The sequence below is a fragment of the Paenibacillus sp. GM1FR genome, assembly GCF_002803315.1.
In the GTDB taxonomy this organism is placed as follows: Bacteria; Bacillota; Bacilli; order Paenibacillales; family Paenibacillaceae; genus Paenibacillus; species Paenibacillus amylolyticus.
On the sequence record NZ_MKZL01000033.1, the window covers coordinates 26,544 to 39,954 of the forward strand.

22 protein-coding genes are annotated in these 13,411 nt (G+C 39.9%); 20 read left to right on the plus strand and 2 right to left on the minus strand.

The window, feature by feature from the left end; genetic code table 11:
- Nucleotides 1-49: 49 nt before the first annotated feature.
- The 15 genes from PAEAM_RS20240 to PAEAM_RS20305 all read left to right on the plus strand — a co-directional run bounded on the left by PAEAM_RS20240 (nt 50) and on the right by PAEAM_RS20305 (nt 8,431).
- Nucleotides 50-451 carry a GNAT family N-acetyltransferase gene (locus PAEAM_RS20240; RefSeq protein ID WP_047842561.1) on the plus strand — a complete coding sequence of 134 codons (402 nt, stop codon included), beginning with the start codon at nt 50-52 and terminating at the stop codon, nt 449-451.
- A gap of 100 nt (nt 452-551) precedes the next feature.
- Entirely contained in the window at nt 552-755 is a 204-nt protein-coding gene (locus PAEAM_RS20245) for a helix-turn-helix domain-containing protein (protein ID WP_036670472.1), read from the plus strand.
- Nucleotides 756-955: 200 nt separating this feature from the next.
- Complete coding sequence (locus tag PAEAM_RS20250) at nt 956-1,462, plus strand: P-loop NTPase family protein (protein ID WP_100528745.1); 507 nt, start codon at nt 956-958, stop codon at nt 1,460-1,462.
- Between the two features lie 209 nt (nt 1,463-1,671).
- Nucleotides 1,672-2,100 carry a hypothetical protein gene (locus PAEAM_RS20255; RefSeq protein WP_047842563.1) on the plus strand — a complete coding sequence of 143 codons (429 nt, stop codon included), beginning with the start codon at nt 1,672-1,674 and terminating at the stop codon, nt 2,098-2,100.
- Between the two features lie 52 nt (nt 2,101-2,152).
- Nucleotides 2,153-2,554, plus strand: a complete 402-nt coding sequence (locus PAEAM_RS20260) for an NUDIX hydrolase (protein ID WP_047842564.1) — start codon at nt 2,153-2,155, stop codon at nt 2,552-2,554.
- A gap of 299 nt (nt 2,555-2,853) precedes the next feature.
- Nucleotides 2,854-3,381, plus strand: a complete 528-nt coding sequence (locus PAEAM_RS20265) for a YfiT family bacillithiol transferase (RefSeq protein ID WP_243391413.1) — start codon at nt 2,854-2,856, stop codon at nt 3,379-3,381.
- Between the two features lie 33 nt (nt 3,382-3,414).
- A complete protein-coding gene (locus PAEAM_RS20270; RefSeq protein ID WP_100528746.1) occupies nt 3,415-3,810 on the plus strand; it encodes a VOC family protein in 396 nt (131 codons plus the stop codon).
- Nucleotides 3,811-3,932: 122 nt separating this feature from the next.
- Nucleotides 3,933-4,487, plus strand: coding sequence for a helicase (locus PAEAM_RS20275; protein WP_100528747.1), 555 nt, complete (start codon nt 3,933-3,935; stop codon nt 4,485-4,487).
- A gap of 42 nt (nt 4,488-4,529) precedes the next feature.
- Nucleotides 4,530-5,186, plus strand: a complete 657-nt coding sequence (locus PAEAM_RS20280) for a DUF4367 domain-containing protein (protein ID WP_100528748.1) — start codon at nt 4,530-4,532, stop codon at nt 5,184-5,186.
- Nucleotides 5,187-5,216: 30 nt separating this feature from the next.
- Nucleotides 5,217-5,699 carry a DinB family protein gene (locus PAEAM_RS20285; protein ID WP_100528749.1) on the plus strand — a complete coding sequence of 161 codons (483 nt, stop codon included), beginning with the start codon at nt 5,217-5,219 and terminating at the stop codon, nt 5,697-5,699.
- Between the two features lie 54 nt (nt 5,700-5,753).
- Nucleotides 5,754-6,263, plus strand: coding sequence for a phosphotransferase-like protein (locus PAEAM_RS20290; RefSeq protein WP_100528750.1), 510 nt, complete (start codon nt 5,754-5,756; stop codon nt 6,261-6,263).
- Between the two features lie 17 nt (nt 6,264-6,280).
- Complete coding sequence (locus PAEAM_RS20295; RefSeq protein ID WP_047842568.1) at nt 6,281-6,757, plus strand: DUF5662 family protein; 477 nt, start codon at nt 6,281-6,283, stop codon at nt 6,755-6,757.
- Nucleotides 6,758-6,843: 86 nt separating this feature from the next.
- The gene (locus PAEAM_RS20300; protein WP_321163446.1) at nt 6,844-7,494 is read left to right on the plus strand and encodes an acetamidase/formamidase family protein; all 651 of its coding nucleotides are present in this window, start codon (nt 6,844-6,846) and stop codon (nt 7,492-7,494) included.
- Nucleotides 7,466-7,786, plus strand: coding sequence for a hypothetical protein (locus PAEAM_RS32635; RefSeq protein WP_321163447.1), 321 nt, complete (start codon nt 7,466-7,468; stop codon nt 7,784-7,786). The genes PAEAM_RS20300 and PAEAM_RS32635 overlap by 29 nt, the downstream gene beginning before the upstream one ends.
- Before the next feature lie 48 nt (nt 7,787-7,834).
- A complete protein-coding gene (locus PAEAM_RS20305) occupies nt 7,835-8,431 on the plus strand; it encodes an HAD-IA family hydrolase (protein ID WP_100528751.1) in 597 nt (198 codons plus the stop codon).
- 44 nt (nt 8,432-8,475) lie between these two features.
- On the opposite strand, the gene PAEAM_RS20310 is transcribed toward PAEAM_RS20305, so the two are convergent.
- Entirely contained in the window at nt 8,476-8,925 is a 450-nt protein-coding gene (locus PAEAM_RS20310; RefSeq protein ID WP_047842570.1) for a DUF1569 domain-containing protein, read from the minus strand.
- A gap of 41 nt (nt 8,926-8,966) precedes the next feature.
- Nucleotides 8,967-9,440, minus strand: a complete 474-nt coding sequence (locus PAEAM_RS20315; protein ID WP_047842571.1) for a MarR family winged helix-turn-helix transcriptional regulator — start codon at nt 9,438-9,440, stop codon at nt 8,967-8,969.
- Between the two features lie 348 nt (nt 9,441-9,788).
- Between PAEAM_RS20315 and PAEAM_RS20320 the strand changes: the two genes are divergently transcribed.
- The 5 genes from PAEAM_RS20320 (at nt 9,789) to PAEAM_RS20340 (ending at nt 13,148) form a co-directional block, all read left to right on the plus strand.
- On the plus strand, nt 9,789-10,616 hold the full coding sequence (locus PAEAM_RS20320) for a methyltransferase domain-containing protein (protein WP_100528752.1): 828 nt from the start codon (nt 9,789-9,791) through the stop codon (nt 10,614-10,616).
- Between the two features lie 34 nt (nt 10,617-10,650).
- On the plus strand, nt 10,651-11,589 hold the full coding sequence (locus PAEAM_RS20325; protein WP_100528753.1) for a hypothetical protein: 939 nt from the start codon (nt 10,651-10,653) through the stop codon (nt 11,587-11,589).
- A 181-nt stretch (nt 11,590-11,770) separates the two neighbouring features.
- The gene (locus tag PAEAM_RS20330) at nt 11,771-12,217 is read left to right on the plus strand and encodes a GNAT family N-acetyltransferase (protein ID WP_100528754.1); all 447 of its coding nucleotides are present in this window, start codon (nt 11,771-11,773) and stop codon (nt 12,215-12,217) included.
- A 45-nt stretch (nt 12,218-12,262) separates the two neighbouring features.
- A complete protein-coding gene (locus PAEAM_RS20335; protein WP_100528755.1) occupies nt 12,263-12,586 on the plus strand; it encodes a hypothetical protein in 324 nt (107 codons plus the stop codon).
- A gap of 37 nt (nt 12,587-12,623) precedes the next feature.
- Nucleotides 12,624-13,148, plus strand: a complete 525-nt coding sequence (locus PAEAM_RS20340) for a GNAT family N-acetyltransferase (protein WP_100528756.1) — start codon at nt 12,624-12,626, stop codon at nt 13,146-13,148.
- Nucleotides 13,149-13,411: the final 263 nt, after the last annotated feature.

Consider the following 13,411-nt stretch of genomic DNA (forward strand, 5'->3'; position numbering starts at 1 on the left):
AACGTTATCCAATACTCCCAATCAAAACAACAAGCATAGGAGCAATATTATGACAATCATTTTCAAAGAAATAAAAGACATTGATACACACGCAATTCAAGAACTGTTTCACTCGGTGGACTGGAAATCAGGAGATTTCCCAGAAGATCTTAGACAAGCAATAAACAACTCGCATACGGTTATTACTGCATGGGATGATAACAAATTAGTTGGTTTAATAAATGCATTGTCTGACGGCGTGATGACAGTATATTTTCATTACATGTTAGTACACAAAGAATATCAATCATTAGGAATTGGAAAGAGAATGATGGAACAAATGCTTAGTCGATATTCTAATGTCAAAACAAAAGTACTTATATCCTATGATAGTGCAGAAAAATTCTATGGAATATTTGGATTTAAGCCAGAAGAAGGAACTAAAGCCATGTTTATTTCAGATATGGTATAGCATTGAAGTAAAGATTCCGATCAGATGAGAATTGATTAGATGAATTTGTTTTTGAGAAGGTCCTATATAAAGCTTCAATTCGGATATGAAGGGATACCAGATGATAAGTTATAAACCATTTCAAAAATTATTGATTGACAGGGAGATTAAGAAGCAGGATTTATTAAAAATCACGGGGATCTCATCGGCAACGATGGCAAAACTCAATACGAATGAGTATGTATCTTTAGAAGTAATTGATAAATTATGTACGGCATTGGGATGCCAGCCTGGAGATCTATTGGAGCATATAGCAGATCAATGATGGGATGATAACATCTGCTGTTAACCAAAATTGAGATTCCGTCGTATGACATAAAGCAACGGCTCCTAACGGAGCCTTGGTCTGCTAAATGGATTTCGAAGTTAATATTTTGGCAGACACCTCCGAGAGTTTGTTGAACTGCATAAAAAAAGGAAGGTGATTAGAAATCACTGCAATAAATTAAAGAGGAGAAGCTAATTATGTCTAGACCTTTAAGAATTCATATTATAGGTTCAACTGGTAGCGGAAAAACATACCTTGGTCAAGTTTTGTCAGAAAAGTTAAATATAAAAATTCACGAACTAGATACAGTCATGTGGAGCAGTAAAGTGGAGTTTTCAGGAAAGAATTCTCCAGACGTGAGAGATAAATTACTACATAAAATAATTGATAATGATAGTTGGATTGTAGAGGGAGTATATTATAAATGGCTTTCTGATAGCTTTTCAAGAGCAGATGTAATTTATTACCTAGACACTAATGTATTGATTCGACATTTTAGAATTATCATGAGATTTGTTAAACAAAGAATAGGCGCAGAAAGATCTATATACAAGCAAACATTAAGAGGACTAATTGAAATGCTTATTTGGAATCATAAATTTAATAGTACAAATCGGAAAGAAATCTGTAGTTTCTTGTCCCCTTATAAAGACAAAGTGATAATCATAAAAAACCAACAGGCAAATGATAAGTTTACTCAATGAAGGCAGTGAAATCACATAACTCCGTATTTACACATCGGGATATACGTCCCTCTGTCAGCAGAAGTTTTGGTAGAGGACCAGGAGGTAATATAACAATTAAACGGTGGACATTGATCCTTGGGCCCAATAAGCAGTACACCCAGCCTACGCTGGGTCTTATATACAGAAAAGTATGTGAAATCGACGAAACTATTTAATGAGGGTGAACGATGAAGATAATAAGAGATAGGGAAGAACTTGAAGGAACTGGTTATATTGAAGTTTTACCCGGGAAGTACCTTGGGCAATGTTGGAATGAGGACTCAATTTACTTTGATGAGGAAGTATTCGGCTTTGTAGAGAAATCAATAGAAAATATATTTTCTGGATATGATCATTATGCATTTAACGAAATACATCGGAAAACGTGGGAGGTGATCCTTGAGGATTTGAAAACGTTTGCTAATCTCCTTGATGAAAAAGTAACAATTGAATTAATAAATGAACATGTGTATTTCTTCTTTGGCAGTTCTAAAGTTGAGTTTCAACAAGATTTTCTCAATAGTGTTCAGAGACTTCGTGAATTAATCATAGAGTTTGTTGTATGGATTAAAAAGCAATTAACAACTCAAGATTATGTTTCAGTTCTAGGGATTTAGCTATTCCATTCGAGGAAGAGTGGTTATTTAAAGCAGCATAGGAGGAATTAGAATGAAATTTATCGTTTCTGCTAGTGTAATCGTTCTCAATGAACATAATGAGATTTTACTCATGAAAGGACGAAGAGGTTGGGAAATGCCTCAAGGTTGTGTTGAAGAAGGAGAGACTATTAGGCAGGCAGCAGTCAGAGAAGTGAAAGAGGAAACAGGGATTGATATTGAATTAATAAAATTTTGTGGTTTGTATCAGAACATAACGCGCGGTGTATGCAACAATATATTTACTGGAAAACCGATTGGTGGAGCTTTAACTACCAGTGATGAAAGTGAAGAAGTGGGCTACTTTACTTTAGAAGAAGCTGGGCAAATGATAACATGGGGGAATTTCTATGAAAGAATTCATAATGCATTAGATGAGAAAAGCCATCCTTTTTTGATTGAATTTTCAGAATAAGGTCACTCATTATGGTAGACTCCACCTTAAAGCCGCTCCTACCTTGGTTGGCGATGTTCTAGACAAACACCATTCGACCCAAGATAGGGGCGCTTTTTATATGTTTGTACCTTCGTAACTCAGGTTTAATTGCGCTAGTTTTCTAATCAAAATACAGATATGAGAGTAGTGTAATATAAGGAGCAGCCCGAGAATACAGGTTGCTTCTTTTTTTGCTTTTACACTTCGCAAATGGAACATTGTGGGTTATATTCGATATGATTTGGTTCTATAGTAGAGAAATGGAGAGGTGGTCAACCTTGGAAGAAAATGTACGCTTTCCGATAGGACACTTTGAGCCAAGTCTTAAATTCTCTAATGAGGACCGAATCCACATCATTCGTCAAATTCCCGGAATTACGAAAACCTTAAGAGAGATTACACAACATCTCAATGATGATCAACTTTGTATTCCTTATCGTGATGGCGGTTGGACGATTACACAGATTGTGCACCACCTTGCGGACAATGACATGAACGCTTATATCAGATTTAAGAGAGCGTTAACTGAAGAGGAACCGATGGCAAGCTCATATCGAGAGGATTTATGGGCATCATTACTTGATTACAGGAATACGCCCATCGAAGATTCAATTTTGCTGATGGAGATACTGCACAAGCGATTTCTCACTCTGTTGTATGGTTTACATCCCGATCAGTTTAGACGAACACTCCGAACAGAAGTGTTAGGTGCAATTACATTGGATATCGCGATTCAAAGATTTGTATGGCACGGGCAGCATCATATTGCTCAAATTAAATCTTGTATAACATCGCAAGGGTGGTAGGGTTTTATACATTTCAAGTGTGGAGGTAACATAATGGGGAAAGGAAGAATTCTAGGCATAGCATATAATGTAATTCCAGTGAAAGATTTGGAAGTGTCAGCTGCCTGGTTTGTAAAGCATTTTGGATTTAACATTCGCCACCAACGCGAAGGATATTTGAGTTTATTTCGGGGTGATCGCCCAATTTTGGACTTGATTCAAAGCGACAATGAAACACGAGCGACATTTGAAGTGCATCAGAAAAAGAGATGGGTCATTACATTTTTCACTGATGACATTGGTTCTTTACATGACTACTTAACATCAGAGAATGTGAAAGTAGGGGCTGTTAGTGATGAGGGACAGTATGGGAAGTTTTTTGTGTTAGAAGATCTGGACGGTAACTTGTTTGATGTGTGGGAACACCGTGATTGTGAATTGAATTTCTGAGGAGCCTTGGTTTGCTGCTATCATTTACTGAGCATTTGTATGTAAACGGATTCAGAACTAGATGAGTGACTGCGTTTTAAATATAAAGTCAATTATAAGAAAACTAGATTAGGGAGATACAAATGTTGATTGAAGACGAAAAAGTATACCCTGATTGCGCAGTTGAAATTAGAATAGTTGACGTTGGCGGTTTAACAAAGCCAGAGCTTATTCAGAAACTGGACCAACACTCTATTTTATTAAATAAATATGGAGAACAGTTGTTAAATGATGAGAGATTTGTAGTTTCCGGTACAAAGCAAAGCTTGCAAACGGTTGAGTTGACCGTCAGACAACTTGGATTTTCGGATGGTGCTACGACTTTTCAGCTCTTTCGAAGAGCAAATGATCTTGGGCTAGAATGTTGTCCGGTTGAGTTAGGACCTTATCTAAGAATGCAATGTTTGGATCAGCCTGAGATATGTTCTACCAATATTTCAGAGGGTAAGAAAGCTCCGTCCGGCTCCATTACGATAGCATCTGCAGCCCTTACGGAGGATAATGAATTTCCAAAAGGTTTTTATCTCAGACGAATAAACGACAAGTTATGGTTACGAGGATATCTTGCCGACGATTTGCATATTTGGAGTCCTCATGATCGTTTTATCTTCTGTAGGTCTCAGCTTTCTATAGCATGAAGTTCAGAAAGGTATTTTTGAAAACAAAGGAGTGAAAGACCAATGGATATCAAAAACAAAAGCGGAGATGTGCTTGGAAAAATTCAAATTGAATCCTTACGCAATGATCATGCGATTGACCGGATAGTCATTGACTTAAAGCCTGGTGACGGGAAGGCGATTTACACCGCAGATGTTATAGAGAATCAATTCACGCAACAGACCAATTATGCAGCCATTCCATGGGAAGATGGTCTGGAGCTATTGCAACGGCATTACTCTCCATGGCAGCCGAAATTTCCGATTGATTCTGATATAGATGCCATTCATGTGTTTTATGGATTTGATAATTTAACTCCGCAAGAAATCGATGAAATGATTGAAGAAAGTAACAGGTCAGGCAGAAATGTAGTGATAAGAGACCTGAAGCCCAATAAGAAGGTTGTGGGCATCAGCATCACATATAAAGAATACGGTGGTTATAAACTTAATATTTTCGGGACAACAAAGAGCCGGATCGCATTGCCTGATCATGATGGTACTAAGGTTAAACAGGTAGCCATACGTGGCGTCGAAGCATTTTATATTTTCAATAACGAAACTTCCCAATTGATATGGATCGAAGAGGACGTGCATGGGAAGGCGCTGCAATACGAGATCATTGGCGGAAACATGTCAGAAGATCTTGTGATGAAGATCGCGAAGTCAATGAACGGATAAATTTTATATTAATCTGAGTGAGGTGCAGCGATGAGTTACAAAGCTATTCTCATAGACCAATTAAACGCCTGTTATCATGACAAGAGCTGGTTTATTCCGCTTCATGATATTTTGACAGACCTCAATGCGGCGGAGGCCGCTTTTGTAAAGAATAAGGGAGAGCATTCCATTTGGGCGATCGTCAATCATCTTATTTTCTGGAATGAGAAGTGGCTTGAGAGATATATTGCCGAACAGGTCAACGGGCAGAATTCAGTGAATAATGAGGATACATTCGACATAGATACGTCTAACCTGAATGAAGTGGAGTGGGGCAAGACATTACATAGACTGAAAACCGTCTTTGGTGATTGGAACAGGGCACTAGAAGACAGCGAAGAACATAAATTGACCCGTGAGATCCCTTCCTATTTCAACGCGCCATGGTGGGGAGTTGTATCAAATCTATGTATTCATAATGCCTATCATATTGGCCAAATCATGCTGCTCAAAAAATCAATGAAACACACGTAGAACACGCTGTATTACATTTATAAAATTATACTTAAGCAAAGGAAGATGAACATCATGGAAAAAGGCAAAATTATATTTTTGAACGGTGTAACCAGCTCTGGTAAAACTTCAATTGTAGAGGCGATGCAATCATACGATGATCCGTTTTTCTATGTTGTGGCTAATGATTTATTTGAAAATACGATTGGTGATAAACATCTTCAGACGGATTACTGGAAGTATCTGAGTGAAGCGATTGTAATGATGTATCATACGGCAAAAGTATTTTCAGACCATGGAAAGCATGTTCTGATCGATGGCATACTTGTGGAAAGACCGGAGCTCGCGCCGCATTATGAACAAGTCAAACAGATTTTTGAAGGGTATCCACTGGATATTGTAGAACTACACTGTCCTCTCGATATCTGTCGTCAGCGGAAGATCGAACGTGGGGATCGAAGAGAAGAGCAATCGGATGAGCAGTATCAAATCATGGCCCAAAACATCAACTATAGGTATTCGATTGATACAAGTATGAACACACCGGAAGAATGTGCAGAGAAGATTATTGCAGCGCTGTTCTAAACACAACGTTATGGGGGATGGTGACCATTCGTTCCGCATACTGGAGGTATTTTCTATATGTTGTTGAGCATAAATTGAACGTGCTGATCGAATGTTGGCAAGAAGGTCTGTATGTGCAAGGTTTAATTCATGATATATCCAAGTTCTTTCCGCAAGAATTTATTCCCTATGCAATTCATTTTTATTCAGAACAGAAGGATGAAGACACCCATCTAAGATGGAAGAATGCATGGCTACATCACCAAAATCATAACAAACATCATTGGGAGTATTGGATTGTAAATAGGAATACAAAAGAAGCTCTGCCCATGCCTACGAAATATTTGATAGAAATGGTATGTGATTGGAGGTCTTTTTCAAGAAAATGGGGACGTAAAGTGAAAGATTCTAATCTGGTAGAACGAATGATAAATTCACAAGATATTATTTTACATCCAGTGACGAGAGAAGAGCTTGAACAGTTATTTATTAGAAAGGATGAGAAGTTCATATGATCATGGAAGCGGATCGTTATTGCAAATAAAGATACTCGATACCGTGATAATTAAGCAAAAAGCTGAATTCCGAAACTGTGGAGGTTATGATGACCATTCATACGATTGAATTAACTCAGGAAAATCTGATTGGTTCATTTACCAATGAGGTAACTCCCATTTTGAGCGTGAAATCTGGTGACTCTATTCGTTTTCAGACGCTGGATGCGGGCTGGGGAACAGGTGTGAGTTATGTGGAACGCATGAAACCTATTGATCGTCAAGGTGAAAAAGATGGAGGTCATGCCTTAATCGGTCCGATCTATATCGATGAGGCGAAGCAAGGACAGACGTTGGAGATTGTTTTTAATGAGATCGTACCCGGGAGTTACGGGTTTACTTCCGCCGGCGGATATCCGAACTGGCAGAACCAGAAGTTACATCTAACAGAGGTTGAAGAACTGTCGCTGAACTGGACACTTGATCGCCGAACGATGAGTGGAAGCTGTGAAATAAAAGGAAAGTCCTTCACTGTATCTCTCTCGCCGTTTATGGGTGTAGTGGGCATGCCGCCAGAATCGGGAGGAATTCATACGACTTGGCCGCCTCGCTATTGTGGAGGGAACATCGACTGCAAGGAACTGGTGCAGGGAAGTAAATTATATTTACCTATCCCCGTAGACGGGGGTTATCTCGCGATTGGTGATGGTCATGCACGGCAGGGGGACGGTGAAGTCAGCTGTCAGTCAGGCCATTGAATGTCCGATGGAAGTGGTGGATGTCACGCTTAATGTGATTGATGATATGATTTTGACCAATCCTCGTGCACATACGCCATCCGGCTGGATTACCTTCGGTTTTCATGAAGATCTGAATGAGGCTACGGTTCAAGCATTAGACGGGATGCTCGATCTGATGGGTGAGTTGTACGGACTAGATCGAGTGGAAGCGATTGCACTTGGAAGCGCGGTAATTGACCTGCGTATCACCCAAATTGTGAATGGCGTTAAGGGTGTGCATGCTGTCCTTCCGCATGACGCTTTTAAGTGACTTAAGGCCTGTTATACGTCGTATTAGTTGAACTCGGGGGTCGATAAAATGAAAGGCAGACCACAGATCGTTTTAGATATCGCAGGGGTTTTGTTAAGTAATATGTCGTTGACGTGCTGGAAAGATATGAGTGAGGAAACCAACCTATCGGCAGAATCTTTGAAAGTACATTTTGCAGGAATCAAACGAAAGCTCTGGACAGGAATGATGAGGGAAGAAGAGTTCTGGCAATCGTTGAAGGAGATGTATCCCGAATTATCAATAAGCCGAGCGAAGGACATCTTATACAATTCAATTGTTCCCTTACCAGCCGCTCAATACCTTGAGCGATGGAGTGAGTTCGCAGATATCCATCTACTCAGCAATCATTGTAAGGAATGGATTGAGCCGAATCTGAGCTGTTTAAGCTCATTTACCAAAAGTGTAACCATCTCTAATCAAGTGGGTTTATGCAAACCTGAGATTGAGATATACCAACGGGTCAAAACCCTCCTGGCAGCTGGAGAAGAGGTTCTATTTATAGATGATCAAGAGAAAAATTTACATTCTGCTAAGCTACTTGGTTGGAGGACTTTACTGGCTGACGAAGAAGGAGATTGGGTTAATGAAGTTGAGTCATTGCTAGGGAAGTTCATCAATGAATAACAAGTATAATCCATAATTTCCAAAAAAAACGTTCGTTTTACGAATCACACTCCAAATTGCTTTAGATGATGATCTAAATGTTTATAGATGCCTATACCCCATTGCTCAGGTGTTAATCTTCCGAAAAAAGGATGGGGGTGAGAGGAGCATTTTCTTGGACCAAGACTTTGGAAAGTTGTAATCTTTTGTTTCAGTTTCTCTTTCTCTACGATAAACTCTCTGTTGTCTTCTATAATAATTGTTGGGATGGTCGACATATTATGCGGTAATGGCTTTTCGTTATAAAACATCGGTTTGGCGAACCTTCCAACGAGCCTTCCTAGCAATCCTCTAGGTGGAAAAGCATTCCCCATGGGAATGTCTTGAAATGCCGAGCAGTGAGCCAGCATTTGAGGGACCTGCATGTTTCCCCATTCAGGCTTGGAATTTGCACTGAGTCTATCAATACGCTCTACGATTTCCACAGCATGCGTTTTAATGAAGATACTTTTCATAAGAACACCCCAATCATTGTTTTGGATTAGATTAAGCTTCTCTACTCATTCACCTTATCGCTAAACTGTGTAATTTCCTTTTCTAAAATTTGCCCGACTTGGCCGAGAGCATTCGTTATATCTAATAATTGCTTCGGATCAAGGTGAGCCATAATATACTGGTTCCATTCATCGTACTGTGTATAGATCGCTTCCAGCACTTCTTCTCCTTTCCCCGTTAATTCAAGTAACTTGGTTCGTCGGTCTGTCGGATGGTCTTTGTACATAGTGAGCCCTTCATCGGTTAATACATCTGCAATGCGCTGTACACTTTGGCGGGCTAGCCCCATATCACGGGCGATTTTGGCTACTGTCGGTGTACCATGTCCAATGCGACCCAATACCTGCCATCGGGCACTGCTCTGATGGAGTGAACGTGTAACGATATCCCCCGAACGCATCAATAATCCATGAATGTGAAAGATGTGAAGGGAAAACTTGCTTAGTGGATCTTCTATATTTTGGTTGTATTTCATATGTTTATCTTAATTAATTGACAGTGTGCTGTCAATATATCCGATATATCCTTATTGCTTCTGAGATATAGAAGGTTGTTCATGTTAAAATCAAGAATAGAAAGATAGGGGAATTTTCGTTAATCCAGAAGAGTTATATAAAATTTGAGCTATAAATAGATCAATTACGTCATGATCCAAACCATAAGGAGACAAGTTATCTATGACAAAATTGCATGTTCGTGAAGCCGTTTCTACAGATGCTCAAGCAGGGGAACAATTGAATCATAAGGTTGCCCTTTTTCTAGGGAAGAAAAAGGTCTAAGGATATATGTTTTTATTTTTCCACAGAAGAACAGGAGGGAATATATGAGTGATCCGCGTTCAACATACAGTATCCAAACGGCAGTGTTAAGTTTACAAGAGGAATTAGAGAGGTTAAAGATGCAGGCGGTAATGGGGTGGTCCAAAGAATTTCGAAATCTAGAGTGGTATGGTTTGAAAAATGGAATGCGTGTATTGGAGGTCGGAAGCGGACCAGGTTACATTACAGAGCAACTATTGAGCAGTCTGCCGGACAGCGAGCTTACCTCGCTTGAGATTGATCGTTCACTGCAAGCACAAGCCAAAGAACGGCTGAAAAATTTTCCTTCCAAGCGATTGCAATTTGTAGAGTCTTCCATCTACCAGATGGATCTGCCTGATGATTCTTTTGATTTTGTCGTGGCAAGACTTATCTTTCTTCACTTGAACAATCCTGACGAAGCTGCACAAGAGATATATCGTGTACTGAAGCCTGGCGGCCGTCTTGCCATTATTGATGTGGATGACGGCGTTTTTGGAGCAGTGAATCCTGATGTTCCTGCTTTGCATACGGTATTAATGAAAATTTCGAACTATGTAGCACAACACGGCGGTAATCGTTTAATTGGCAGAAGTCTGCCGCGTCTCCTTTCTGAGAGCGGATACATCGATGTTGACATTGATTCTGTCCTTCAACATAGTGATCTGTTAGGCATAGAAGGGTTTAAGCACCAGTTTAATCTTAATCGTTTTGTACATTTTGCTGAAAAAGGTGTGATCAGTTCGGAGGAATTTGCTCAGCTGCAACAAGCTTCTGAAGCGATAAATCATTCGCCGGAAGCCTATGCCATGATGAATTTCATTACAGCTTGCGGCACGAAGCCATTGACATAGCTGGGTTGAAACTAATTAGGGACGGAGGATGGGGATGAATATCGTTCAATCTTTTCAGGAATTAGTAGTTCGAGGGGATCATCAGGGTATGATTGAGTTACTGAAAAACTTCGAACAATCCAGGAAATTGTCTGTCCATGAACGAGGCTGGGTCTACTGGAATATTTCAGATGGTTATGCCTTGTTAAGAGAGCCGGAACCGCTTTATGCCAATCACCGGGAATTCTTCGAATGGGGGAGAAAAAACCTCGCCCCGGAGCAGTTACACTGGATCGTTTCGGATTCGACACAAGCGTTGTCATTATCTCTGGGGAACTACTTTGATCATTGGATGGATTGGTACCAGTATGCTTGTGATCATGCCCCGAAGTTGGATACCAACCGAGGTGTTCGGTTCGAGAGTCATCGGGCTTTGGGTGGTTCGCTTTGGGTTTTGGAGAGATACAGTGAAATGGACAGTGTGCTTGAAAATATGAACCAGCTTATACAAGAAGATGAGACATGGTCCAATATTCTTTTTGCCCGGATTACATATAACAAACAGCGTCTGGCCTATATGCATCATGCCGGCGATTTTGCGGGAGTTGAAGCTCTTGTAAACGAAACGATGGACTGGATTGATGAAATCAATGATGGAGCAATGCCTATTTCAAGAAAAGATGAAGTGGTCGGCAGCTGGGAGGATATTAATGTCTCCAGAAATTCGCAGAGAGATATCAACATTGCGTTAAACAATTTGGCATGTATTTTAACGGATATCGAAAAGTATGAGGAAAGTGTGAAATTGTTTATGCATATACAGGAACGTGGTCACCACATGAATGCATATGGTTTTTCCAAATGGATATATTCGATCTGGAAGACAAGAGGGACTGAGGCAGTTAAAGATGCATTAGCAGTTAATGCTTCTTATGTAATAGCTGACCTTGTAAAACATACTCCTGAACTATTAGAGATCAAAGGTTTAGCATGAGGTGATTTAAGTCGCAAGAGGCCTGCACAACAACATGAAAGGAGTGATGTGATATGAGAAACAATACGAATCTGGGTAGAAGAAATAAAGTTGCCAGAGGTGTTTTTGTCTAGCGCAGAGGACCCAAGAAGGGGTTCCGAGGGATTCCTCTGTGTAATTTCACGAGGAGGAATTTCAAACTATGATTCATTTAAAACGTGTGTCGGTGGATAATTGGTATGCTTGCACCCAACTGGATGTAACTGAAGAGCAGAGAAAAAGTTTTCCCGCGCCAGTTGTATATTGGATTGCTGAATCCAAGGTCGTGACCGATTTTCGACCCATGGCCATCTATTATGATTCGGATCTGGTTGGTTTTGCTGTGTACTCAGATAAGCCCGATCATGAGGATAACTACTGGCTTCTTGCTCTAATGATAGATACAAAATATCAGGGCAGAGGTTATGGAAGAGAAGCGCTTAGGAAGTTGATTGATCTAATGAAAGAATCGCTGAATTGCAAACGCATCATGATTGGACACAGGCCGGAAAATGGTATCGCCGGAAATCTGTATGAATCATTTGGTTTTCACAGCGTAAGTGAAGGGCTGATTGATGGCGAAGTCGTTCGGCTTCTAAGATGCAAGTAGTGCCAAAACACACGCGATTTGGATTGTAAAGGAGGTAGCTTGTCTTTGAAGCATATACACATTATTTTCTCATTACTCTTTATCATGCTGGGAATTGTGATTATTACAATCTCGAAAATGATTGAAGAGGTGATTCCTAAGCTAGGGTATGCAGCATTCCAGTCAGCAGCAGCTGGCAGCTATACTCCGAGTGATTATCAAGTGAATTTTGTACTGAATTATTGGATAGGCGCGATATGCATTTTGGGTGGAGTTATCTGTTTAATTAGTACAATGAATGTTGTCAGAAACTACATTCATGAAATGAATATAAGAAACAGAGCGTTTGATGAAACTCATAATTATGACGACACAAGAGAACTGAAATAGGTTATGATATGACATAAAAAAGAAAGGGCGGATATACATGATTACATTCCAATACTTTGAACCGGAAGATTTTGATCAACTGATCGAATGGAGTGGGGATGAAGCATTTTTGCTCCAGTGGGCCGGCCCTCAGTTCCAATATCCACTTTCCAGAGAGCAACTATCGGATTATTTGCAGGGTGCCAATGATAAGAACACTTCAAATAAGTTCATTTATAAAGTGATGGATGAATCAACTCAGGAGATTGTGGGTCATATTGCTCTTGGCGGTATCGATCGATATAATCGTTCAGGGCGTATCGGTAAGGTGCTACTTGGCGAGCCGTATCAGGGTAAAGGTTATGGGAAGCAAATGATCGATGAGGCACTTCGAATTGGATTTGAAGAGGAGAAGTTGCACCGGATCAGTCTGGGCGTATTTGATTTTAATGTCTCAGCCATCCGATGTTATGAAAAAGCGGGCTTTGTACAAGAGGGACTTATTCGTGATGCGAGAAGATATGAAGATACATTCTGGAATCTAATCGAAATGAGCATATTAGAAAATGAATGGAAAAAATAGCTTATCAAAAGCGATCATCATACTTGAGAGGAGGTTCTCCCACTCGTCATGCTGAGCATACTGAAAAAGCTGACTTTTTGGTTTGTTATTTTCTCGCTAACCGTATGTTTCATTAATCTATCAGGAAATGATGATAAGAATATTCTGATTTACCTAACGAATCCTATAAATCCGTTGCTGAATGACTGGTTGACCAAGATAAATACAAATCCAGAGACGAACTCATTGTTCAGGCCGTTAATATACTTGTTCCATTTGATGTT